This is a genomic window from Mesorhizobium sp. WSM4904 (genome assembly GCF_029674545.1).
GTDB lineage: Bacteria > Pseudomonadota > Alphaproteobacteria > Rhizobiales > Rhizobiaceae > Mesorhizobium.
Map to the genome: position 1 here is coordinate 5,249,604 of NZ_CP121354.1, position 23,978 is coordinate 5,273,581.

Here is a 23,978-nt window from a genome sequence, read left to right on the forward strand (position 1 = left end):
TCGCGATGTCTTCGCACACCTGTTCGCGATGTCCCCAGTCCATACACCCCCTTGAGGGGGAGATGGCCGGCAGGCCAGAGGGGGTCGTCTCACATAGAGCGCCGACGCCTTCGGTCTCCGCAAGAAAGACGCTGGCGCTTCACGCGCGGCGACCCCCTCTGTCGCCTTTGGCGACATCTCCCCCACAAGGGGGGAGATTGGCGCTTCGGCGCCGCATCCTACTTTGCGTCGTGAAAGATAATGCCAACCGTATGCCGCTGCCCCGACCGCAAGCGGCTGACGCCGTGGCGCAGGTTCACCCGGTAGTAGCCACGCGTTCCTTCGACCGGCCGGTTGTGCACGGCGAAAATCACCGCATCGCCGCGCTTGAGCGGCACGACTTCGGCGCGGCTTTGCATGCGCGGGCGCTGTTCAGTGAGCACGAATTCGCCGCCGGTAAAATCCTCGCCTGGCTCGGACAGGAGGATCGCCACCTGCAGCGGAAAGGCGAGCGCGCCGTAAAGGTCCTGATGCAGGCAATTGAAGTCGCCGGGGCCGTATTGCAGCAAAAGCGGCGTCGGCTTGGTCTGGCCCTCGTCGTGGCAGCGCTTCAGGAAGGCGGCATGGTCGGCGGGGTAGCGAAGGGCCACGCCCATCTTCTCGTTCCAGTCGTTGGCGACGGTGGCTAGCCGCGGATAGAGCTCGGTGCGCAGGCCCTCGATCAGATCGGGGAGCGGATAGCGGAAATAGCGGTACTCGCCCTTGCCGAAGCCGTGCCTGGCCATCACCACATGGCTGCGGAAATGTTCTTCATGCGGATAGAGGGAGGCGATTTCGGCGCATTCTTCGGGCGAGAGCAGGCCAGGCATGACCGCGCAGCCTTGGGCATTGAGCTCGGAAACCAGAGCGCGCCAGTCCTGTGCTGCGACGCGGGATTCGGCGGAGCGGCTGGCACGCTTGGTGTTCAGGGAGTGGATGGTCATGGGTTGGCTCCATCGCTTGGTTGTCCCGAAGATGGGGCGAAGGAAATGCCGCGGCCACCCGATTCTTGCTGAGCCGGGCGCCCTCTCCTTCTCCCCTTGTGGGAGAAGGTGGCCTCGCGAAGCGAGGTCGGATGAGGGGTGCTGGAAGGAATGAGGCGGCGGCGATTTCACGCTTATCGCCAAGCTGGAACACCCCTCATCCGTCTCGGCGCGATCGCGCCGAGCCACCTTCTCCCACAAGGGGAGAAGGAGAGGGTTTGCGATACCTCTCCAACTCCTGATCCATATCCACCTTCACCGCACTGGTGAACATGCAGGTCGCCACCATGATGCCGGCGAAGGCGACAAGGTTGACCAAGAGCGTCTCGTCGTAGCGTGCCTTGAGCGCGACCCAGATTTCATCGGGAACGGCATTCGCGTCGGCGGCGATTGCCCGACCGAAGCCGATCAGCAGCGCCTCGTCGGCGGTCGGCTCGATCGCCTCGGGATCGACGCCGCTATCGATCAGCGCGCGGCGGAAGAAAGTGACTGGGACCTCGGCGCGCATCGTCTCGGCGATCGCCTTCGAAAACAGCCATACCGCGCGGTCGTCGAGCGCGGGTTTGAGCAGGTCGCGCAGCGTGAACCACTCGGCGTAGATGCGGTGCGCTGCCGGCGAATGAAGCAGGATGCGCTTCATGCTGGTCATGCGGCCGCGCAGCGCAAGCTCGCGGTCGTGCTCGGCACGGATTTCGGCGGAAGCGGTCGTGTAGTCGATCGGGGAAAGATGCGCCATCGCCGTCACCCGAGCGTGGTGTGAAGTTGAGGCGCCCCGCGCAGCGTGTTGGAGACGGTGCAGATCGTCTCGGCATCCTTGACGATGCGCCGCTTGGTGGCCGCGTCGAGATCGCCCGCGATCTCCAGCCTGACGTTGAACGTCTCGACCCGCGAGGGTTCGTCCTTCGCCTTCTCGCCGCTGACCTGCGCCCTCACCTCGCCAAGTCGGTCGGCGACGCCGAGGCGCGTTGCGGCGATGCGGGCGCTCAGCACCATGCAGGCGGCCAGGGAGGCATAGAGCAAGTCCAGCGGGTTGAAGCCGGGCGCGCTTACCGAAGTCACCACATCCACCGCGCCGCCGGTAGGCGTCGTGACGGTTGGAAGGCCGCCGGGCGGAAGGATGGCGAGCGCGCCGACTTTTCTGGTCCTCACCTTGAGCTCGCTCATGGAATGTCCTTCGTCCAATCTGTCGAGCATCAATAGCGGACGGGAATTCATCTCTGCAATCGCCGAAGCTTGGCGCTGCCCCTCATTGTCCTGCCGGACATTTCTCCCCGTATAGTGACGGGAAGAAAGGGCTTGGCGCCGGCGGCGGCTCTTGCCTTCTCCCCGTTCACGGGGAGAAGGTGCCCGAAGGGCGGATGAGGGGCAGCGCGACGCTGCGGAGTCGACGCCGACGCCCTGCGAAAACCCCCTCTCCGTCCGCTGCGCGGCCACCTCTCCCGCCTTCGGCGGGGGAGAGGAAAGGCACCTCACTTCGTCAGATCAAGCGCCGCCGTCAAATCCCCCATCGGCGGCTCGTTGTTGGCGGCCAGCGCCTTGTCGCGAGCGACGAGGCCGGGCAGTACCGGCAGGTCGTAGCGGGCGGTGATGAAGCGCGGGATCGAGGTCGTGTCATACTGCGTGTGGTCGACCGTGCCCATCTTGGCATAGGGCGAGATGATGAAGGCCGGAACGCGGTTGCCCGGGCCCCAGCGGTCGGCCTTGGGCGGCGCGACGTGGTCCCAGAAGCCGCCATTCTCGTCATAGGTGACGACGACCAGCATATGCTGCCATTGCGGGCTCTTCTCCAGATGCGCGACGATATCGGCGAGGTGCTTGTCGCCGGACGACACGTCGGCGTAGCCGCCATGCTCGTTCAAATTGCCCTGCGGCTTGTAGAAGGTGACGGCCGGCAGCTTGCCGTCGTCGATCGCCTTGATGAACTCGGCGCCGTCGAGGCCGCCATCCTTGAGGTGTTCGGCCCGCGCGGCCGTGCCCGGCGCGTAGGCCGCGAAATAGTTGAAGGGCTGGTGGTGGAACTGGAAGTTCGGCACCGGCGTCGCGTTCTTACCGTCGAGCGCCGCCTGCCAGGCGCCGCTATACCAAGCCCAGGAGATACCTTTCAGGGACAGCAGATCGCCGATGGTGATGTCGTGCTGCGGCGGCAGCGTGGTCGGCGCGGCCGGATCGGCGAGCGCCTTGTCGCCGCCCTCCGCCGGCTTGTTGGCGCTCGGCTGGTAAGGCGGCTGCATGGTGTTGACGACATAAAAGTCCGGCGTGATCGCGCCGTCATTGGCGAATTTCGGCACGCCGCCAAGTGCGGAGGCGGGCGAGTTGTTGGCCACCTTCAGCGTCACGCCGTCGGGCTCGACGACGGCGATCTGGCCCTTCGCCGGGCTGGTGTCGGCATGCGGATAGAACGGCACGCAGGCACAAGCCAGCAGGAAGTGGTTGAGGAAGGAGCCGCCGAAGGCGCCTTGGAAGAAATTGTCTGCGAGCACGTATTTCTTGGCCACCGCCCACATCGGCAGCACCGAGCCGTCATAATGGCCCATCACCAGCGCGCCGGAATCGGCCCAGGCGACGAACTTGTCGTTCTTGCCTCCGTCGATCTGCATCTGCTCCTGGTAGAAGCGGTGCCAAAGATCATGCGTGATGACGTTGGTGCCCTCGTTGAAACCCTTGGGATCGTCGATGGCGAAGACAGCATTGGCGAGATGCGCGGTCTGGGCTTCCGTCACCGCAGGGGTCACACCCTTGCCGGTCAGTCCGCCCCAGGCCGGCGGCAGCTCGGAAAGCGGCTTGCCGTCGCGGTCGAGCTGGCGCGCCTGGTCGGTCGAGACGTTGGCGAGGCCATTGGCGCCGGAGAAGCCGCCATAAAGATTATCGAAGCTGCGATTCTCGGCATAGATAACGACGACGGTGTCGATCTTGTCATAGCCGGGAGGAGCCGCCTGGGCAGCAGCGGCGAACGATGCCAGCGCCGTCGAGGCGAGGCAAAGGGAGAGGAAGGACCGGATCATCTGGGGATGCCTCGTGGCTGGGGAATGGCTGGAGGAACCAGCCGACGCTAGGGCGGGTGCTTGTCAGCTTTGTGACAGGGGGTGGAGCGCGATGGGTATTAAGCGAACCTGCTACGCTGGCGAGACAGCGCCCCCTCTGTCCTGCCGGACAGAGGGGGCGCGAAGGAACTCGACGCGCGCAAAATGACCACGTCCCAAATGTCATCAATCCGTAGCAATCCACGCCTACGCAAAGCCATGACACGCTGGACCTCCGTCGCCTTCGCAACGCTCGCTGGCGCCATCCTCTGGCCGGCCGACAGCCTCCCGTCCGGCAGCGTCCACCCCGGCCCGATGACGCGCGAGCAGGCCTATGCGCGCGCCGAGGCGCTGACGGCGCTCGGGCGGCAGATGTTCTTCGACCCGTCGCTATCGGCCTCGGGAAAGCAGGCCTGCTCGTCCTGCCATGATCCCAACCGCGCCTTCGGCCCGGCTTCGGCCTCGCCGGTCGAGATGGGCGGACCGAAACTCGACCAGCCCGGCCTGCGCGCCGTGCCGTCGCTGCGCTACCTGCAGGCGGCGCCGGCCTTCACCGAGCATTTCTACGATTCCGAAGACGAGGGCGACGAGAGCGTCGACAACGGTCCGACTGGCGGCCTGACCTGGGATGGCCGCGCCGACCACGGCAAGGACCAGGCGAGGATCCCGCTGCTTTCGCCTTTCGAGATGGGCAACAAGAACGAGGCACAGGTGGCCGCCAGCTTGCGCAAGGCGCCCTATGCCGAGGCCTTCAAGGCGGCGTTCGGCGCCGACGTGTTCGACCGCCCGCGGGACGCCTTCGACGCCGCGGTGGAGGCGCTCGGCACTTTCGAGCAGAGCAGCGCCGACTTCTATCCCTATTCCAGCCGCTATGACGCCTTCCTCGCCGGCAAGGCGCAGTTGACGGCGCAGGAGCTGCGCGGCCGCGTGCTGTTCGAGGACGAGACCAAAGGCAATTGCGCGAGCTGCCATCTCAGCGAGCCCGCCAATGACGGCGAGCCGCCGCAATTCACCGATTACGGCCTGATCGCCATCGCCGTGCCGCGCAACCCGGCGATCCCGGCAAACGCCGACCCCAACTATTTCGACCTCGGTCTCTGCGGCCCGTTGCGCACCGATTTCAAGGGCCACGGCGAGTATTGCGGCCTGTTCAAGACGCCGACGCTGCGCAACGTGGCGCTGCGCAAGAGCTTCTTCCACAACGGCTATTTCCACACGCTGCGCGAGGCGGTGGCCTTCTACGCCAGCCGCGACAACGACCCCGGCCGCTGGTATCCGAGGAACGCCGACGGCACGGTCGACAAATTCGACGACCTGCCAAAAGCCTACTGGGGAAACCTCAACACGGACCCGCCCTTCAACGGCAGAAAACCCGGCGACAAGCCGGCGCTGACCGACACCGAGATCGACGACATCGTCGCTTTCCTCGGCACGCTGACGGATGCGGATCAGGCGGGACAGTAAGGCGGCGAAGGCTCCGCCGCCTTGGTACAGTGCCCAGAATTTGCCGTTCAGCCTCGAATCGAGGATATCGGACTAAGGTGGGCCTCTATGTGGGCCAGATCACAGGATCAACATGAAACGCCTGTCATATTAGGCGCTCTTCATGGATGGAGTCTCGCATGAGATTCGTCGCGATACAGGAACCGACCGGCAGTTGGGCCGTGTTTGATACGGCCAATGAGGAGCCCGCCGAATTTGCCGGCCGCGTGCTCATCGGCCTGACGCCGCATGAGGCCTGGCGGCTCACGGCAGCAGCGAATGATGAAGCGGGGGGCAGGGATATCGACGCACAAGGCCCATTTCGGGACCAGTGAGGCGGAACGCCAGATATTCCCGCGTTCCAAGGAAAAGCGAAAGCGAACAAGCGGTTGAAGCGGCACGCTGCGAGATCGATTCAGGCAGCGCGCCTTGAAATGCCCCTCAGCCGGCCGGCGCGTAGCGGCTCACCACCATGCCGCAGGCATAGGCTTTGGACCCGAGCAGTTTCAGCCTGGCGAAGCCGCCCTGGTCGAAGATGCGGCGGCCGGCGCCCAGCACCGCAGGATTGATGAAGAGCTGGAACTCGTCGACCAGCCCGGCGGCAATCAGCGCCGAGGCGAAGCCGGCGCCGCCGAACACGGCGATGTCGCCGCCCTCGCCCGCCTTCAGCGCATTGACCTCGCGCGGCAGGTCGCCGCCGGCGACACGTGTGCGCTCCCAGCGCGAGGCCTTCAGCCTGTCGCTCAGCACCACTTTTTGCGCTTCGACGATGCGCTGGGCGAAGGCGTGGAAGCGATCTTGCGGATACTTCCTCGCCGCATTGCTCCAGTGGCCGACATAGTCATCCTCGGCCATCTTGCGGCTGAGCAGAATGGTGTCGACGGTGTCGAAGACGGCGTTGAAGTCCGCCTTCAGCTCGTCGTCCCAGTCGCTCTCCTCGCCCCAATCCCAGAGCTGCCAGCGATGGTCTTCAACCGCGCCGACGAAGCCGTCGACCGACATCTGCATCTGCAGGATAAGCTTCTTCATCTCCGGGCCTCCTCATGTCCCAATTGATTTACTTTTGGAACTGTTTGACGCGTGGGACGAATGATGTCAATAGTAAAGTGATTTAAAAATGGAACCGAATTTATGTCAACCAAGGAAAGGTCCGGCTGTCCGATCAGCCTGTCGCTCGAGCTTATCGGCGACCGCTGGACGCTGCTCATCATCCGCGACCTTGTCTTCGCCGGAAAACGGCATTTTCGCGAATTCCTGCAGTCGGACGAAGGTATCTCGTCGCGAACGCTGGCCGAGCGGCTGCAGACGCTGCAGGACGAAGGCATCCTCACCCGCAGCGACGACCCCAGCCACGGGCTGAAGGCGATCTACCGGCTGACGGAAGCGGGCATCGACCTGCTCCCGGTGCTGGCGACGCTCGGTGCCTGGGGCAGCAAATACCGCAAGGCGGACGGTGATCTCGCCCGGATCGCCAGGGAGCTCGCGGCCGGGGGCGAGCCGGCACTGGCGCGGATGAAAGAGAAACTGCGGGCGGAGCATCTGGGGTAGCGCGCCGCAACTGCCGATCTCCCTCCTCGTAGGGAGATCGTAGCCTCTCAGTTTTGCCTGACAATTAAAAGTTGACTCTTTCACTCATCTTGAATAGCGCTGCGCGCAGCTATCGGAGATGGGGATCAGGGGTGATGACGAACCGGCGCGTTCTGGCGGGGCTTTTGCTGGCAACGACTTTCCTGCGTGCGCCACATGTGCTGGCGCAGGAGAAACAGGACGTGCTGGCGCCGATCCAGATCGAGGGCGAAGCCGGCACCGGCAGCGCCGGGTTCGACGGCTACAAGGCCAAGGAGGACGCCAGCGCCAGCAAATCCGACCAGCCGCTGGAAAAGACGCCGCAAGCGGTGAGCGTGGTCGGCAGCCGACAGATCGAGGACCAGGCCGCGCGCAGCGTCGTCGAAGCGACGCGCTATTCGCCGGGTATCCGCTCAGAAACCTTCGGCAACGACACCCGCAACGACTGGTTCCTGATCCGAGGCTTCTCCTCGCAGGTCAGCAGCTACTTCCTCGACGGGCTGCAGTTGCAGTCGAGCGACAGTTTCGCCACCTGGAAGGTGAATCCTTACCTCCTCGACCGCATCGACGTCCTGCGCGGGCCGTCGTCGGCACTCTACGGCGCCTCGAATCCGGGCGGTCTCATCAACCTCGTCTCCAAGCGGCCGACGTTCCAGAACCGCGGCGAGACCGCGATCGGCGTCAACGAGTTCGGCAATATCTGGACCGGCCTCGACGTCGAGGGCGTCAACAAGGACGGCACGCTCGCCTACCGCTTCATCGCCACAGGCAATTATGGCGGCACCCAGGTCGACTTTACCGACAACGACCAATTCGCCATCATGCCGGAAGTGACCTGGAAGCCGGACGAGGACACCAGCCTTACCGTCTATGCCAACGTCTCGAAGCTGAAGACGCGCGGCCAGAATTTCTTGCCCTATGTCGGCACCGTGGTCGACGCGCCATTTGGAAAAATCCCGCGCGACCTGTTCACCAGCGAGCCCGCCGTCGACAAGTTCGAGCGCTCGCAGCAGATGATCGGCTACGAGTTCGAGCACCGCTTCGACAATGACGTGACGGTCAGGCAGAACCTGCGCTACGGCCATCTCGAGGTCGATTTCCGCAACGTCTATGGCGAAGGCTGGGTGAGTCCGCCGACCACCACCACGGCGTTGCTCGATCGCGCCAACTTCCTGTCGAAGCCGGACCTCGGCCTGTTCACCGTCGACAACCAGGTCGAATGGAAGACGTCCACAGGCTCGATCGACCACACGCTGCTTCTCGGCCTCGACTACAAGCGCTTCGACCTGCATGACGAGTCAGGCTTCGAGGACGCGCCGCCGCTCGACGTCTTGAACCCGGTCTATAACGGCGCGCCGCCCGTCGCCTCGCGCTACGACCAGTCGAACAGCTTGCAGAACCAGACCGGCCTTTATGCCCAGGACCTGATGACGATCGACCGCCTGAACCTGGTTTTCAGCGGCCGCTACGATGACGCCCATACCACGGTCACCGACCGCCCGACCGGCATGCGCGCCAGCTATTCCGGCGACGCTTTCAGCGGCCGCGCCGGCGCCATCTACAATTTCGACAACGGCATCTCGCCCTATGCCTCGATCTCGCGCTCGTTCCTGCCGCTGACCGGCAAGGATTCCTCCACCGGCGAGGCCTTCAAGCCCGAAACGGCGGTGCAATACGAGGTCGGCGTCAAATACCAGCCGACCTGGCTGAGCGATGTGCTGCTCACCGCTTCGCTGTTCGACCTGACGCGCCAGAATGTCGTGACCAGCGACGGCGTGCTGTTCAACCGGCAGATCGGTAAGGTGAATTCGCGCGGCGTCGAGCTCGAAACCATCGGCCAGCTCACGCCCGACCTGACGCTGACCGCCGCCTACACCTGGTACGACCTCAAGATCAAGGAAGGCAATCCGGCCGAGATCGGCAAGGTGACGACCGGCACGCCGGAACAGTTCGGCTCGCTCTGGCTCGACTATGCCGTTCCCACCGACCGCCTGCCGGGCATTACCATCGGCGGCGGGGTACGCTATGTCGGGTCTTCCTTTGCCGACAGCGCCAACACGCAGAAGGTGCCCGACTATGCCGTGGTCGACGCCGCGATCCGCTACGAGAAGGACAACTTCAAGGCTGCGCTCAACGTCTCCAATCTGTTCGACAAGGTCTATGTCGCTTCCTGTAACATCACTTGCTTCTACGGAGAGAGCCGCGAGATCAGCCTGACCATGGGCTATAAATGGTGACGATTGGTAGGCACTCACTCGTGATCGCAAGGCTCTTGGCGTCGTTGCTCGCGCTGCTGCCGGTGCTGCCGGCGGTGGCCGATGAAGCCGTGCCCGCGCATGCCGAGCGGGTTGCGACGATCGACTGGGGAACGGCCGAGACACTGCTGGCGCTGGGCGTCACGCCGGTCGGGCTTGCCGAAACCGCTGGCTATCGCGACTGGGTCGGCTCGCCTGCCCTGCCCCCCGATGTCGCCGAACTCGGTCTGAGAGCCACGCCAAGCCTCGAATATCTGGCGGCGCTGAAGCCCGACGTCATCCTGTCCACACCGCAATTCACGGCGATCGAGCCGGTGCTCGGCAAGATCGCGCCGGTCATCAGCCTCGCAACCTATACCGACGACCTCGAGCCCTACCGCCATGCGCAGGAGAACACGAGGCGGCTCGGTGCGCTTCTCGGCCGCGAGCAGGCGGCGACCGATCTCGTTGCCGCCACCGATGCGCGCATCGCCAAGCTCAAGGATGCCGTCGGCGCGGCGGCGACCAGGCCGGTGCTTGTGCTCTACTTCCAGGACGACCGCCACGCCTGGGTGTTCTGCCGCGGCAGCCTGTTCGACGATGTGCTGAAGCGCGCCGGGCTGAAGAATGCCTGGACCGGCCCGGACAATTTCTGGGGTTTTGCCAATGCCGGCGTCGACCGGCTGTTTGCAATCCGCGACGCGGCCGTGCTGGTGATCGAGCCGGTGCCGCCCGCCGTGCGCGCCAAGCTCGAGGCGCGCGACGGGCTGCTCGGCCAGTTGCCGGTGTTCGCGCCCGGCAACCATGCGATCCTGCCCAGCGTCTGGGGTTTTGGCGGCCTGCCTTCGGCCGGCCGTTTCGCCGACCAGCTTTTGCAACACGCAGAGCTTTTCGAGCGCGGCCATGCTTCATGACCGCCGCCGGCTGGCGATCCTTTTCGCGGGCGGCGTCTATCTGCTGCTCGCCGCCGGGTTGATCGCCACCAACATCGCCGATATCCAGGGCAGCGAAGCGGTGCGCGCGCTGCTCCTCGACTATGCCTATTGGCCGCGGCTCACCGTTTCGCTGCTGGCGGGCGCGGCCCTCGGCCTGGCCGGCGTCCTGATGCAGCAGGCGCTGCAGAACCCGCTCGCCGCGCCCGAGACGCTCGGCGTCAATGCCGGCGCGCATCTGGCGCTGACCGTCGGCGTGCTTGCCGCGCCCGCCTTGCATGCCGCTCATCCCGAGCCGCTCGCGATTGCCGGCGCCCTCACGGCCTGGGGGCTGATCGCGGCGATCGGCTGGCGGCGCCGCGCCGATCCGACGACGCTGATCCTCTCAGGCTTCGTCGTCAGCTTCGCGCTCGGCTCGGTCTCCAGCCTCTTGACGCTGCTCAACCAGCAATATCTTGCCTCGATGTTCATCTGGGGCGCCGGCTCGCTGGTCGAGGACGGCTGGACCGGCGTCGAGCAACTGGCGCTGCGCGTCGCTGTCGGCGCGATCGTCACCGCCGCCCTGGCGCGACCCCTGCTGATCCTCGGTTTCGGCGAGCAGCAGGCAAAAAGCCTCGGCCTGTCGAAGCTCTCGAAGCCGCTGCTGCTTGCCACCGCCGTGCTGCTGTCGGCAAGCGTGGCGGCCGCCGTCGGCATCATCGGCTTCGTCGGGCTGGCGGCGCCGCATCTGGCGCGTGTGCTCGGCGCGGAAAAACTCGGCGAGCGACTCGTCGCCGCGCCGCTGGCCGGTGCCGGCCTGGTGCTCCTCGTCGACCAGCTCATCCAGCGCCTGCCGCCCGACCAGGCGGCGAACCTGCCCACCGGCGCCGTCACCGCGCTGATCGGCGCGCCAATGCTGATCTTCTTGCTGAGACGGGTGCCGCGCCTGATGCTGGAGACAGGCGGCAGGATCGTCACTCGTCTCGGCGGCGGCAGCGCAGGGCGGCCGATGGTCGTGCTTGCCGGCTTGGCCATCCTGCTCGCCCTTGCGCTTGCTCTTGCCTTCCTTCTTGGCCGCGCACCCGATGGCTTCGGTCTCCATCCGGAGGCGTTTGCCTGGCGCCTGCCACGCGTCGTCGCCGCCTGCGGGTCGGGGCTTGGGCTCGGCGTCGCCGGCTGCCTCGTCCAGCGCCTGTTCGCCAACCCGATGGCGAGCCCGGAAATCCTCGGCATCGGCGGCGGCGTCGCCATGGGGTTGATCGCGGTGCTGCTCATCTTTGCCGATGCCGGCGCCGGGCTGCAGCTCTTCGGCGCGACGGTCGGCGCGCTTGTCGTCACCGGCACCATACTGCTGCTCGGCCTCGACCGCGGCTTCACGCCGGAACGGCTGCTGTTGACCGGCATCGCCATCACCGCCCTGCTCGACGCTTCGAGCCTGCTGTTTCTCGCACTTGGCGATCCGCGCTCCGGCCAGGTGCTCGCCTGGCTGAGCGGCTCGACTTATTGGGTGGAACCCGACTTCGCGATCGTCGTGCTCCTGGCCGGCCTCGCCGGGCTGGCGCTCTCGGCGCTTGCCTGCCGCTGGCTGGAGATCCTGCCGCTCGGCGCCGGCGTCGCGACCGGCCTCGGCGTTCCGCTTAGCGCCGCGCGACTGGCGGTGCTGGTGCTGGCGGCGATCGCGACGGCGGCCGCGGCGCTGGTCGTCGGCCCGATGAGCTTCGTCGGGCTGCTCGCGCCGCATCTGGCCGGGCTGATGGGCCTGCGCCGCGCCGGGCCGCAATTGTTCGGCTCGGCGATAGCAGGGGCGGCGCTGGTGGTGTTCGCCGACTGGACCGGCCGCGTTGTGTTTGCTCCGACGGAGTTGCCGGCAGGGGTGCTGTCGGTGCTGATCGGAAGTTTGGCGGCGATGGGGGTTTTGCTCGGCAGGAAGGCGGCGAGCTGAGATTGCGAGACAATCTGCCTCGTCCGCGCTCTACGGCGCCCCCCTCTGTCCTGCCGGACATCTCCCCCACTTGGGGGGAGATTGGCAGTTCCCGCGACGGCGCCGCTTCTTCAACGCCGGGAGATTGGCGAAGACCTGCGTCATCCGATCTCCCCCCTTGTGGTCCCACAAGGGGGGAGATGTCCGGCAGGACAGAGGGGGCGCGAAGGATCGCGGCGCTGAAATAACCGACTCTGTCAGCAAGCTCATTATCCGCCGTTTCCGCTTCGCCCTGCCTGCGCTAGATTCGCATTTGCAACAGGATCGCCGCCATGATCGTCCAGGCCTGCATCAACGGCGCCCGCGCCGCCGATTTCCATCCTGCCCTGCCGCTCGACCCGGACGCCATGGCGCGTGACGGCGCCGCCTCGGTCGCTGCAGGCGCAGCCGAACTCCATGTCCACGCGCGCGGCGCCGACCGCCAGGAAAGCCTCGCCCCGGAAGCGATGGACCGGACGGTGGCGGCGCTGCGCCGTGCCTGTCCGGGCACGCTGATCGGCGTCTCCACCGGCGCCTGGATCGAAAAGGACGACAGGCGCACGCTCGCGGCTATCGCCGCCTGGCACGAGTTGCCCGACTATGCCTCAGTCAATCTCAGCGAGGCGGCGGCGCCCGAGGTGATGGAGGCCCTGCGCGAGCGCGGCGTCGGTATCGAGGCCGGGCTGGCCTCGATCGGCGACGCGCTCAGGCTCGCCAGCCTCGATCACGGCCGCCGGGTGCTGCGGGTGCTGATCGAGATTTCCGAGCAGACGCTGGACGAGGCCTTTGCCGTCGCCAACGGCATCGAAAAGGTGCTGCAGCGCGAGGGCATCCACCGCTCGATCCTGCTGCATGGCGAGAACGCCACCGTGTGGCCTTTTGTTCAGCGGGCGGCGCTGCGGAAATTTTCGACCCGCGTTGGGTTGGAGGATGGCAAGGAGCTGCCGGACGGCAGCGTGGCCGACAGCAATGTGGCGCTGGTGGCGGCGGCGGTGGGGATTTATCGCTCGCGGTGAAGGTAGCTGGTTAGGCCAGCGGGACAGCGCCCCCCTCTGGCCTGCCGGCCATCTCCCCCACTTGGGCTACGCTATGCACATCTTCTGTGACTGGCGTGACTGATCGGGCCGAGGCTTGATTGCCACGTGGTTCCCCCAATCCGTCGCTGCTTCGCAGCGCCACCTTTCCCCCCTCCGGAGGGAAAGGAAGGGGAGCGTTGCTGGACGAGCGTTGACGGCAAAAAGCCTGGCGCCTTTCCTCTACCCCGTCGATCGGGGGAGAGGTGGCTCGGCGAAGCCGAGACGGAGTGGGGGTCGACCAGCGCTATATCAGACAATGCATGCGCCAAGCCGCCATGCACGCTATCGCCAAAGACCAGCCGCTTGGAAATGTGTGCATCCCCTGCGAAATCTCACTGCGTGTCCGCGTTGGCCCTCAGCTCGGCGCGCTTCTCGTCGGACACCACGGCGAGATCCAGCACCTTCTGCAAGCCCGCGGCGTGGCGGAAGTTCGGCTCGGTCTGCACGCCGCTGCCAACGGCATCGACGAAGCGCTGGTAGTTGGTCGGCACGGTGCCGGCATCGAGTTCTTCCCATTTGGCGTTCTCGACATTCTCGCCGACGCAGGCCTTGAGCAGCGAGCCGTTGAGATTGTGCACCACCTCGATGCCGCCCTTGTCGCCATAGACGCGCAGCCTGAGCTCGTTCAGATGACCGGTCGCCCAGCGGCTGGCGTGCACGACGCCGAAGGCGCCGTTGGCGAAGTCGAGCGTCATGGCGAAGCTGTCATTTGCGTCGAGCTGATATTCGCCGATGCGGTTGTCCGGCGCCTTGTCGAAGGCGCGCAGCCGGCAGAAGACATGGTCGATGTCGAGCGCCGCGCCATAGCTGGCGAAATCGAGGATATGGATGCCGACGTCGCCGAGCACGCCGTTGGAGCCATGGCCGCGCGACAGCCGCCACAGCCATTTCGGATCGGTGCGCCAGTCGCCCCAGAATTTCGACACCAGCCAGCTCTGCAAATAGGACGCCTCGACATGGCGCACCGTGCCGATCTCACCCGCCTGCACCATCTTCCGCGCCTTCTGCAGCGGCGCCACGTTGCGATAGGTGAGGTTGACCATGTTGACGATGCCTGCGGCCTCCGCGGCATCGGCCATCTCGCTCGCCTTGCCGAAATTCTCGGCCAGCGGCTTTTCGCACAGCACCGGCTTGCCGGCGGCGATCAGCGCCATGGTGGTTGGGTGGTGGATGCGGTCGGGCGTGACATTGGCGACGGCGTCGAAATCGCCCCAGTCGAGCGCCGCCTCCAGCGAGGTCAGGCGCTTCGGGATGTTGTAATTGTCGGCGAATTCGCCGACGCGGGCCGGGTCGACATCGACCGCGCCGACGATGTCGACGCCCTCGATGGCGCTGAAGCGGCGGGCATGTTCCTGCGCCATCCAGCCGGTACCAAGTATCAAAAGCCGCATTTTCTTGCACTCCGAGCAAATTGGTTCGATTCAAATGATGCGGCGCAATGTGGCCTAAGCCTCGTCGTCGCGCAATTCCCGAGTGCTTCTAGCGGAAACCGGCCTCGCCGGATGCGTGCAGCTTGCCGCCGCGCTCGACGATCGGCTCCAGCGCCTTCTCGACCGGCACGTTCGGCGCGTCGAGGATGGCCGGCTTCGAGCCTTGCGGGTTATGCGCCCACTTCACCGCGTTGCGCAGCACCTTGTGCACGGTGGCGTCGTGATAGGTCGGATAGGTCTCATGGCCAGGTCGGAAGTAGAAGACGTTGCCCGCGCCGCGCCGGTAGGTCAGGCCCGAGCGGAACACCTCACCGCCCTGGAACCAGGAAATGAAGACCGTTTCCAGCGGCTCGGGAACGGCGAACTGCTCGCCATACATCTCCTCGTTCTCGAGCTCGAAATACTCGCCGATGCCTTCGGCGATCGGATGGCTGGGGCTCGTCACCCAGAGCCGCTCGCGCTCGCCGGCCTCGCGCCATTTCAGCGTGCAGGGCGTACCCGTCAGCCGCTTGAAGATTTTCGAGAAATGGCCGGAATGAAGCACGATCAGCCCCATGCCTTCGAAGACGCGGCGGGCGACGCGCTCTACCACCTCATCGGCCACCGCGCCGTGGTCCTTATGGCCCCACCAGACGAGCACGTCGGTCTCGGCAAGGCGGGATTCCGGCAGGCCGTGCTCCGGCTGCTCCAGCGTCGCGGTCGATGCGGAGATCGCCTCGTCGGCGTTGAGCGCGTTGGCGATGGTGGTGTGCATGCCTTGCGGATAGATGGAGGCTACCACCTCGTTGGTTCGCTCATGGATGTTCTCGCCCCAGACGACAGCGCGTATTGTCATGGTTTCCTCGTGCACGATTGTGAGGGTGGAGCCGCCCCGGCGGTCATTCATAAAGACTTAGGGCTGTATTGGAAGGGTGTTTCGAGCGCCGCGCTTGCGCCCCGGCCTCGCAAGTTCGTCATTCTAGGGCGGAGCAAGGAGCGAAGCGACGCGCGCAGACCCTAGAATCCATGCCGTGACCGCTGCCGAAGAGCAGAGCGGTGCAGAACAAAGGATCGTTCTGCACCGGAGCGACGTTCATATGTAATGGCATGGATTCTAGGGTCTGCGCTCCGCTTCGCGTCGCTTCGCCCTAGAATGATGGGTGGACGGCCCCTTGCGGCATCGAATGTGCCAAACTGGTCGTGTTGGAACCCAGCGGAGGAGACCGTCCGTCATGCAAGCTATCAGATTTGGAATCGATTTGGCCAAGAACGTGTTTCAGGTGCACGGCGTGGATGCAGCCGGGCAGGTGGTGGTGCAGCGCCAGCTGCGGCGCGCGCAGGTGGAGAAGTTCTTCGCCGCGCAGCCGCCGGCGCTGATCGGCATGGAGGCGTGCGGCTCGGCCCATCATTGGGCCCGCACGCTGAGCGCGCTCGGCCACGAGGTCAAGCTGATGCCGCCGGCCTATGTGAAGCCCTATGTTGCGCGCAACAAGAACGATGCCCGCGATGCGCAAGGCTGTTGCGAGGCGGTGAGCCGGCCCGACATGCGCTTCGTGCCGATCAAGACGGTCGAACAGCAATGGGCCCGAGCGCTGCATCGCACACGTGACCTTCTGGTGCGCCAGCGCACGCAACTGGCCAACGCCATGCGTGGGCAGCTCTATGAGATGGGTCTGATAGGTGCCAAGGGGGCCGCAGGCATCGAGGCCCTGCTGCAGCGCATCGAGGCAGCCGATGAAGCCATTCCCGCGGCGCTGTTGATCTGTCTGGCGCCTCTGGCCGGGCAATGGCGGGCGCTGGATGGCGAGATCGGCAAGCTGGACAAGCAGATCCTGGCTCAGGTCAGGCAGCAGCGAGCGGCCTTGCGGCTGACGACGATCCCGAGCGTCGGCCCGATCATCGCGCATGCAGCCGTCGCCACCATCGGCGATGGCCGCCAGTTCGCTTCGGCCAGGGACTTCGCCGCCTGGCTGGGCCTGACCCGCAAGAGCCATGACACCGGCGGCAAGCACAGCTTGACGGGCCATATCAGCCGCGCCGGCGACAGGGACCTGCGAAGGCTGCTCATTCTGGGCGCCAGTTCCTGGTTGCGCCAGGTCAGGGCCAAACCCGACAAGGGCTCACCCTGGGTTCGCGGCCTGCTGGCCAGGCGGCCGGTCAAGGTCGCCGTCGTCGCCCAGGCGGCCAAGACCGCCCGCATCATCTGGGCAATGCTGCAATCGGGACAGGAATACAGGGCGCCGACTGCGGCATAAACGCAAATCGAGGCCCTCAACAAGCGTAAGGAGCAAAAAGCAGCACGGCAAAATGGTCAGGACCTGGGTCGAGACACTCCGCCTTCGTCATCGCGATACAAAGCGCGCTAGAATGATTGGAACTCGATCCGCGTAACCCTTGCGGGCCAGCGGTCTTCGAAATCGACCGCACTAAAGGCCGAATACATGACCGCTCCAGACCTGCGCCGTCGTTGCCATTTTGCCTCTTGCCCAAAAGGGGCCGTCCATACATGACGAATTCACACCGCCAATTGGCAAGCGGCCTTTGCCGTGCGCAATATTGGCAATGGGCGAAGTGCTTGTAGGGACAGCGATCTTTGCTTGTCTGGCCGGGGCCTCGCTGGTCAGCCTGATGGTGCACGAGCGCTTCCCCGCCCACCACCGCCAGGACGACACCAGCGCCGTGGTGCGACTTGCCGCGAACCTCTTCGTGGTGATGTCGTCGCTGGTGCTCGGCCTGATGATCAATTCGGCCAAGAACACGTTCGAGGCCATCGACGGCAATGTCCACGCCTTCGCCACCGATCTCATCCTGCTTGACCGAACGCTCCGACAGTACGGACCGGAGACGGACAGCGCCCGGCAATCGCTCACCGCCTATGTCCAGCGCGTCGTCGACACTTCCGCCGCCGACAACGACACGACCGTCGTCCCGAACAAGCTGTCGGAGCTGCTGCTCAATCAGGTCGGCGATATCCTGGCGGGCTTGACGCCCGCGGACGCCAAGCAGACCGCCGCGCAGCAGGCCGCGACACAGCAGCTGCGGAAGGTGATCGAGCAACGCTGGATGCTGGCCGAGCAGTCCGAGGGCGCCATCCCCGCGCCGCTGATCGCCTTGCTCGTCGCTTGGCTGACACTGATCTTCGCCAGCTTCGGCTTCCGGGCACCGCGCAACGCCACCGTCGTCTGCACTTGCCTCATTTCCGGGGCGTTGGTGGCCGCGGCGATCTATCTGATCATGGACATGGACACGCCCTTCTCCGGCCCGATCCAGGTCTCGCCGGCGCCGCTGCAAAGGGCGCTGGCGGAACTGACGCAGTGAAATCACCCGCCACCCAATGCTTCAATCAGCAACTTTGCCGCCACCGCCGCGCCGTCAGGGCGGATCAAGTGAGCGGCCGCGCCTGCCCGGACACGGGTCTCGGGCGCCAGCGCCGTCTCCAGCGCCTCGGACAATGACTCCGCTGTTGGCGTCGGGCCGTCATGCGCTGCGCCTATGCCGAGCTCAACCACCCGCCGCCCCCAATAGGACTGGTCGCCGATCTGGGGCACCACCACCTGCGGCGCCCCTGCCCGCGCCGCGGCGACGGTCGTGCCGGCGCCGCCGTGATGGATGACCGCCGCCAGCCGGCCAAACAGCGCCTGCTGGTTGACATCGCCGACGGCGAAGCAATCGTCGCGCTCGTCGATCGGGCCGAGCTCTGCCCAGCCATGCGCGATGACCGTGCGCCGGCCCTTGGCGCGGATCGCCTCGATGGCCGCGCGTCCGGCTTCGCTCGCGACCGCAATGGAGCCGAAGCCGACATAGACCGGCGGCGCGCCGGCTTCGAGGAACGCCTCCAGCCCGTCGGGAAGCGGCCGTTCGTCGGCCAAGATCCAGGCGCCGGTCTGCAGGGCGCCGATCAGGTCCGAGGGCAGCCAGGGCCCGAGCGTCGGGTCGCAGGCAAGCAGGACGGGATCGCCGTAGACATAGTCGCGGACGTTGTCCAACGGAGGCAGCCCGAGCGACGCGCGGTGACTGTTGATCGCGCCGCCGAACAGCGCGTTCTTGGTCCGGATATCATGGTCCCAGAGCGCCATGTTGTCGGTCACGCCAGCAGGAAGCGGATGTCCGGGATACTCAAATGGCCGGTTGTGCGCCGACGGGAGCCAGATCGGACAAAAGGTGCCAAGGATGTAGCGGATGCCCCGCTGCTCGGCGACCAGCCGCGCCGCGGCGCAGGAAGGAAAAAGGCCGCACGCCACCACTGCATCGCAGCCTTCGGCGGCCGCCATGAGCGTATCGTATTGCCTGGCGACGATCTCGGCCGCCTGGCCGGAGATAAGCTTGGCCCGGCCCTCGGGCGACGCCGATCTCCTGCGCCGCATCATCTCCTTTGTCCATTCACGCACCGGCGCGAAGGCCGGCGCCAGCGGCACGCCGGCGCGGGCGCACAGCGCGGCAAATTCCTCATCACCGGGGACGCTCACCCGCACCTCGGCGCCGAGCGCCTGCAGTCGCGAGCCAAGCGCCACCACTGGCTCGACGTCGCCGCGCGAGCCGTAAGTCGACAACAAAATCCGCATTCGGGAATTCCCTTTCCTAAAATTCAGGCCAAGGGCAGCGTACATACGGCACGTCCAGGGTCTTGCCGCAAGCCCGGGGTGCGCCATATCTATATCCTGGGAGGGGCGGATATTTTTTTGTGCTCGCAATCCCCGCAAGTCGATGATCTCACTGTCGCGCGTGTTCGGTGCGCCGACCGTGGCATGGACCATTTGGCCAAGCAGAAGCAGGCGATGGCGACCAGTTCGCTAGCGCAGGATCTTGAAGATTGCAGGCTTGTCGGAGGGTCAGCGCAAGCGCTGGGGATTAGCTGAAGCCTCTCAACCTCGTCATCCCCAGGGCGAAGCAGGAGCGAAGCTCCGTCGCGGAGACCCTGTGATCCTGTTACCTTGATCGAAGGGTGCAAGCGGAACAGAATTCTGCATCGCTGCAGCGCTCTGAAGTCACGGCATGGATCCTCGGGTCTACGCGGTATGCTTCGCTTCCCGCTCCGCCCGAGGATGACGAAGGTCTGGCGTTCGTCATCCCGGAGCGGATCAAGGACTGAAGCGACCCGGCACAGACCCTAGGATTGATGACGTTCGGGAGGCTTCAGCTGATCCAAACGTCGTGAAATCCTGATCAGCCCTGGCGCCCTTCCTGGGCGACCTGGGTGGGCGACCTGGTGAGCCGCGGGACGACGACGAGGCGCTTGATCTTGCCTTTCTTGTAGGCGGACAGGAAGCGCTGATAGTCCTTGAAGACGACGCAGCCATTGGATTCGGCGCGGCCGCCTCGCAGCATGTAGGTGTGGGCGAGCAGGCCGTTGCGGTTATATTTGTTGTTGCCGCTGGTCGGCGTCAGCCGGATCGCCTCGACCCCGTGGAAGCGCGATTCACGCATCGACAGATTGTAGGTGTCGGGCGGCGTCGGGCCGACATTCTTGCGGTTGACGAAGCGCGGCTGGTCGACCATCGAGCCATACCCGGAATGCGCCTCGAGCTTCGAACCGTCGGGCATGTAGACCGTCGCCGCCGAGATGTCGTAGACGGCGACGCCGTTGCCCGTCGAAGGCGAATTGAACAGGCTCCCGAAAGCCCTGCCGAGGCCGCCGCGCTCGGGCGTGTCCGGCTTGGCATAGGCGAGCATCTCGGAGGGCTGCGCCTTGCTGCGCTTGGCCGGCCCGGCATTGATCGGTTTCGAGCCCTGCACGCCCGGAAGCTCCTGCTCGGAACTCCTCAGCGAACGCGGTGACTGCGGGCCTTCCGCGGTATCGACAGCGGCAGGCTCCGAGCTGGCAGGCTCCGGCTTGGTAGCTTGGGGCTTTGCCGCCTGGGTTGCCTGCGGCTTGGCCGGCTCCGGCTTCCGCGCGGCATTCTGTTCGGGCGCCTCCGTTGCGCGCTCGAGCGTGGCGCGCGGCCTCAGGCCGGGCACGTCGACGCTGTCTGGCAATTCATCCTGCGGCGGCAGCGAGGCGACCTGCACTTCGCCCTGTATTCCGGCGTTGTAGGGGGCGTCGGCCGTAAGGTCCGGCGCACCGCCGTTGGCGAGCGCGACGGCGGTCGGCACGTCAGCCGTCTCCTCAGGCATGACATTGGCCAGCGCCAGCGCCAATTCGGACGCACGCTGGACATCGACCTGATTTGAGCCGAAGCGTGCCTCGGCCGGGCCGCTCTCGGCCAGGTCGGGCTGGGTCGGATCGGTCCGGGCCGGGCCGGTCTCAGCCGCGCCGCCAAAGCGGTTCGCCGCCGGCAGGCTCGCAAGCAGGAAAGGCGCGCGCTCGGCGCGCTGGAAGGCATCGGCAAGTTTCTGCGGCGAAAGCCCGGCGCGCTTGACGACGCTGTCGAAACGGTCGGCGACGTCCGCGGCGGAAGCTACCTTCACGGCCTCCTCACGCGCAACTCTGAGCTTTTCAAACGCGACGCTGTCCGGCGCCGCCGGCTTCAAGCGCGCCGCCTTGCCGTCGTTAACCAGGGTGGTGCGAGTCGGGGTGGCGTGCGCGAAGCTGGTGGCGAGGCCGAGGCAGCCGGCATCGCAGCCGCCGGTGAGCGAACCCGTCTTGTAGGGGCCCGTCGCGGCCAGGCGCGGCGCCCAGGCATTGGCGAGCTTGCGGCGCTGGTCGGCGAGCGCGATGTTGCGCGGCGCAAGCAGGCTCTGCGGCAATCCGTTGGAAGCAGCGGTGAGAGAGGTGCTCACCGAGTAGAGGCCGGCCATGGTCGCCACCGACCACAGGGCAAGGGCGGCGCCGACAGCAGGCACCAGAACCCAACGATGACCACCAGATTTTTTCGAAGTTACCCCCTCTTCAGGAGTGTCACCCCGGTTCTTCAAACGCAAAAACGCCATACGACCACTCTCAATCGGCATGCCGGTTTGCGGACCTGGCACCCGTCACGATCACAGTTCGCCTGGTGCCCCCTGCACCTTCACGCGTCTGTTGCCGATTGATTCAAAAGATGGACAAAGATGGTTAACCAATCCCTCCACCAATCGCCACTGTGGCGACGGTCCATACGAAAAAAGAGCCCTCCATGGTCTCCGCCACGGTAAAAATGCTCTCCCTCGCCTGCTTTTGCTGCCCGTTTTTGCGGGCCGAGTCAAGCAAACACAAGGGTTTTGCCCTTTCGGGCAATCGCCGGCTACAGATGGATTGAGGTTAAAAAGCGGCAGGAACAGCGCGGCGAGATGCGACATCCCTTCGCGAGCGGGACGCAACGCGAGCCCGCGCTGCCGGATGGCATGTTTCGGCGCGTGCCGAAAATCATTGACAGACTACTGGCCAGGTCGCTTCACGCTCTGGCCGAGTGGCGCTTCGAAAGCGACTGCCATAACTCCGCTTCGGCGGTGAAGCCGTTCTGGAAAGCTTCTATGACTTCGCAGGCAAGCTGTTGTCTTTGGTCCCCGTCTTTAAGGGCCAGACGGCGCTCGTCGCACAACTGGTCGAATACCCTTTGAAGAAGTTCCAGCTCGATCGGCGTGAATACGCCGCTGTGTTTGGTGAAAGCCATCACGCTTCCTCCCCCGCAGATGGGCGAAAGCATGATCTACTCTTCCGTGTGCCTTGGCTCGGTGCGGACGACAAGGCATTTTACACTCTTCGCGGTGGCGTAGCGATTCCTTTGTGATCGAAGATCGAATTTCAAGCCGCCCCGCAACTTGTCAGCCGGAAGAGCCTGAGCCCGTTCAGCCTTTGAATCGCTTATCCAGCCTAACTGTTTGTTTTTACGCAGTTCCCTGGAGCAGCTTCAAACATCGTCAGGCGTCCGGCATTCAGTGCATTTCAGCCGGTCCGTCGGCGACGCCGACGTGATGCCGGTAGACCATTCCCCAGCCCTTCCAGCCGGTGAACAGAAGGATGAGGACGACGATTAGCGACAGGACCAGTCCGACCGGCACCACCGCCGCTTCTCCGTGGATATATCGAAAGTACCAGTTGTAGAGCTCGATCAGGACGACAATCACGTTGCCGCCGGCGTGAAGCCATACATCCCGAAGATTACGGATCTGAGCGTCGCCCAGTATGTCGGTCAGGCCGGCAAGAGCGGCCAGCGCGGCCATGATCAGACCGGCCCCGAGGAGCCAGAGCGACGGCGCGACCCAGGCCGGATTGCCGGTTCGCCAGAAGACGAGGTCGCAAACGAAGGTCGCGACGAAGAAGGCGATCGGGAACGGTATCAGCATTGCATGGACGGGATGGCCGGCAATGCTTGCCGTGCTGTGCGGATTGTGGGGAATCGTATGGTCAGCCATCGTAATGCCTCCCGCAGGCGTGGCGAGCGCCGCCCTCGGGCCACATCACAACTCATCGCAGGCTTGGCGGCGAAAGCCGGATACATAGCGAACTCCGGGTGCACCGGAATGTTCCATCAACCCGCGGCAGCCGACATAGCCGCATATGCCGTTGGCCGCCTCTCGGTCGAAACCGAGCCAGAACAAACTTTGTATGCTACCCTTGCGGACCAGACGGAACTGTGGGTGACGGCAATGCTGGAAACGGACAAGGTCTTCGCCGGCTCGATCCCGGAAAACTACGACCGCCACATGGTGCCGTTGATTTTCGAGCCGTACGCCGCCGATCTTGCGCGACGGGCAGCGTCGCTATCGCCCGGTGCCGTCCTCGAAACCGCCGCGGGCACCGGGGTCGTCACCCGCGCGTTGGCGCCAAGACTGTCTCCCGGCGCGACCTATATCGTGACCGACCTCAACCAGCCGATGCTCGACCATGCCGCTTCGCGGCAAGGTCCCGACCGCCGCATCACATGGCGCCAAGCGGATGCGCTGGCGCTGCCGTTCGAGGATGCGGCCTTCGATGTCGTCTGCTGCCAGTTCGGCGCGATGTTCTTTCCCGACCGCTCGACTGCCTATCGCGAGGCAAAGCGCGTTCTCAAGCCCGGAGGGCGCTTCCTGTTCAGCGTATGGGACCGCATCGAGGAGAATATTTTCGCCGATGACGTGACGAATGCGCTCGCAAGGATCTTTCCGAACGACCCGCCGCGCTTTCTGGCACGCACGCCGCATGGCTACCACGACAAGGACTTGATCCGCAGCGAGCTGGAAGCAGCGGGTTTCTCCCAGGTGGAGATCGAGACGCGAGCAGCGCAAAGCCGCGCGTCCTCGCCGCGCGTTCCTGCCGTCGCCTATTGCCAGGGAAGCCTGCTTCGCAACGAAATCCAGGCCAGGGATCCGGCAGGACTGGAGGCAGCGACGGATTACGCCACATCCGCGATTGCGGACCGGCACGGCAGCGGCGAAGTCGCCGCCAAGATTCAGGCACATGTGATCTTGACTGTGGCCTGAG

The 23,978-nt window shown here is 65.3% G+C and carries 21 protein-coding genes; 10 read left to right on the plus strand and 11 right to left on the minus strand.

Going from position 1 to position 23,978, the window contains the following annotated elements; translation table 11 throughout:
- Positions 1–218: 218 nt before the first annotated feature.
- The 4 genes from QAZ47_RS25395 to QAZ47_RS25410 form a co-directional block, all read right to left on the minus strand.
- Positions 219–962, minus strand: coding sequence for a 2OG-Fe(II) oxygenase (locus QAZ47_RS25395; RefSeq protein ID WP_278231182.1), 744 nt, complete (start codon positions 960–962; stop codon positions 219–221).
- A 196-nt stretch (positions 963–1,158) separates the two neighbouring features.
- Entirely contained in the window at positions 1,159–1,737 is a 579-nt protein-coding gene (locus tag QAZ47_RS25400; protein ID WP_278231183.1) for a hypothetical protein, read from the minus strand.
- 5 nt (positions 1,738–1,742) lie between these two features.
- Complete coding sequence (locus QAZ47_RS25405) at positions 1,743–2,165, minus strand: OsmC family protein (RefSeq protein WP_278231184.1); 423 nt, start codon at positions 2,163–2,165, stop codon at positions 1,743–1,745.
- Between the two features lie 305 nt (positions 2,166–2,470).
- Positions 2,471–4,003, minus strand: a complete 1,533-nt coding sequence (locus tag QAZ47_RS25410) for an acid phosphatase (RefSeq protein WP_278231185.1) — start codon at positions 4,001–4,003, stop codon at positions 2,471–2,473.
- Between the two features lie 237 nt (positions 4,004–4,240).
- Here QAZ47_RS25410 and QAZ47_RS25415 point away from each other — a divergent pair, with 237 nt between their 5' ends.
- Both QAZ47_RS25415 and QAZ47_RS25420 read left to right on the plus strand, forming a co-directional pair.
- Positions 4,241–5,485 carry a cytochrome-c peroxidase gene (locus tag QAZ47_RS25415; RefSeq protein WP_278231186.1) on the plus strand — a complete coding sequence of 415 codons (1,245 nt, stop codon included), beginning with the start codon at positions 4,241–4,243 and terminating at the stop codon, positions 5,483–5,485.
- Between the two features lie 158 nt (positions 5,486–5,643).
- Positions 5,644–5,838, plus strand: coding sequence for a hypothetical protein (locus tag QAZ47_RS25420; RefSeq protein ID WP_278203484.1), 195 nt, complete (start codon positions 5,644–5,646; stop codon positions 5,836–5,838).
- 106 nt (positions 5,839–5,944) lie between these two features.
- Here the strand turns inward: QAZ47_RS25420 and QAZ47_RS25425 are convergent, their stop codons facing one another.
- Positions 5,945–6,532: a dihydrofolate reductase family protein gene (locus QAZ47_RS25425; protein WP_278231187.1), complete on the minus strand. Its 588-nt coding sequence runs from the start codon at positions 6,530–6,532 to the stop codon at positions 5,945–5,947.
- A gap of 102 nt (positions 6,533–6,634) precedes the next feature.
- Between QAZ47_RS25425 and QAZ47_RS25430 the strand changes: the two genes are divergently transcribed.
- The 5 genes from QAZ47_RS25430 to QAZ47_RS25450 all read left to right on the plus strand — a co-directional run bounded on the left by QAZ47_RS25430 (position 6,635) and on the right by QAZ47_RS25450 (position 13,190).
- A complete protein-coding gene (locus tag QAZ47_RS25430) occupies positions 6,635–7,051 on the plus strand; it encodes a helix-turn-helix domain-containing protein (protein WP_278076871.1) in 417 nt (138 codons plus the stop codon).
- Between the two features lie 134 nt (positions 7,052–7,185).
- Positions 7,186–9,306 carry a TonB-dependent siderophore receptor gene (locus QAZ47_RS25435; protein ID WP_278231188.1) on the plus strand — a complete coding sequence of 707 codons (2,121 nt, stop codon included), beginning with the start codon at positions 7,186–7,188 and terminating at the stop codon, positions 9,304–9,306.
- A 20-nt stretch (positions 9,307–9,326) separates the two neighbouring features.
- Positions 9,327–10,217, plus strand: a complete 891-nt coding sequence (locus QAZ47_RS25440; RefSeq protein ID WP_278231190.1) for an iron-siderophore ABC transporter substrate-binding protein — start codon at positions 9,327–9,329, stop codon at positions 10,215–10,217.
- Positions 10,207–12,156: a Fe(3+)-hydroxamate ABC transporter permease FhuB gene (gene fhuB / locus QAZ47_RS25445; protein WP_278231191.1), complete on the plus strand. Its 1,950-nt coding sequence runs from the start codon at positions 10,207–10,209 to the stop codon at positions 12,154–12,156. The genes QAZ47_RS25440 and fhuB overlap by 11 nt, the downstream gene beginning before the upstream one ends.
- Positions 12,157–12,467: 311 nt before the next feature.
- Positions 12,468–13,190: a 3-keto-5-aminohexanoate cleavage protein gene (locus QAZ47_RS25450; protein ID WP_278231192.1), complete on the plus strand. Its 723-nt coding sequence runs from the start codon at positions 12,468–12,470 to the stop codon at positions 13,188–13,190.
- A 392-nt stretch (positions 13,191–13,582) separates the two neighbouring features.
- Here the strand turns inward: QAZ47_RS25450 and QAZ47_RS25455 are convergent, their stop codons facing one another.
- Both QAZ47_RS25455 and QAZ47_RS25460 read right to left on the minus strand, forming a co-directional pair.
- Positions 13,583–14,641: a Gfo/Idh/MocA family oxidoreductase gene (locus QAZ47_RS25455; protein WP_278231193.1), complete on the minus strand. Its 1,059-nt coding sequence runs from the start codon at positions 14,639–14,641 to the stop codon at positions 13,583–13,585.
- A gap of 88 nt (positions 14,642–14,729) precedes the next feature.
- Positions 14,730–15,515 carry a ThuA domain-containing protein gene (locus QAZ47_RS25460; RefSeq protein WP_278231194.1) on the minus strand — a complete coding sequence of 262 codons (786 nt, stop codon included), beginning with the start codon at positions 15,513–15,515 and terminating at the stop codon, positions 14,730–14,732.
- 376 nt (positions 15,516–15,891) lie between these two features.
- Here QAZ47_RS25460 and QAZ47_RS25465 point away from each other — a divergent pair, with 376 nt between their 5' ends.
- The gene (locus QAZ47_RS25465; RefSeq protein WP_278201928.1) at positions 15,892–16,914 is read left to right on the plus strand and encodes an IS110 family transposase; all 1,023 of its coding nucleotides are present in this window, start codon (positions 15,892–15,894) and stop codon (positions 16,912–16,914) included.
- Between the two features lie 307 nt (positions 16,915–17,221).
- Entirely contained in the window at positions 17,222–17,977 is a 756-nt protein-coding gene (locus QAZ47_RS25470; protein ID WP_278203491.1) for a DUF4239 domain-containing protein, read from the plus strand.
- 2 nt (positions 17,978–17,979) lie between these two features.
- On the opposite strand, the gene QAZ47_RS25475 is transcribed toward QAZ47_RS25470, so the two are convergent.
- From QAZ47_RS25475 to QAZ47_RS25490, 4 genes are all read right to left on the minus strand, one after another.
- The gene (locus QAZ47_RS25475; protein WP_278231195.1) at positions 17,980–19,221 is read right to left on the minus strand and encodes a glycosyltransferase; all 1,242 of its coding nucleotides are present in this window, start codon (positions 19,219–19,221) and stop codon (positions 17,980–17,982) included.
- Positions 19,222–19,822: 601 nt separating this feature from the next.
- On the minus strand, positions 19,823–21,439 hold the full coding sequence (locus QAZ47_RS25480) for a tlde1 domain-containing protein (protein ID WP_278231197.1): 1,617 nt from the start codon (positions 21,437–21,439) through the stop codon (positions 19,823–19,825).
- 530 nt (positions 21,440–21,969) lie between these two features.
- A complete protein-coding gene (locus QAZ47_RS25485; RefSeq protein WP_278203494.1) occupies positions 21,970–22,188 on the minus strand; it encodes an RNA-binding protein in 219 nt (72 codons plus the stop codon).
- 262 nt (positions 22,189–22,450) lie between these two features.
- A complete protein-coding gene (locus QAZ47_RS25490) occupies positions 22,451–22,930 on the minus strand; it encodes a DUF2231 domain-containing protein (protein ID WP_278231198.1) in 480 nt (159 codons plus the stop codon).
- A gap of 234 nt (positions 22,931–23,164) precedes the next feature.
- On the opposite strand from QAZ47_RS25490, the gene QAZ47_RS25495 reads away from it, so the two are divergent.
- Complete coding sequence (locus QAZ47_RS25495) at positions 23,165–23,977, plus strand: class I SAM-dependent methyltransferase (protein ID WP_278207940.1); 813 nt, start codon at positions 23,165–23,167, stop codon at positions 23,975–23,977.
- The last annotated feature ends 1 nt before the right edge of the window (position 23,978 follow it).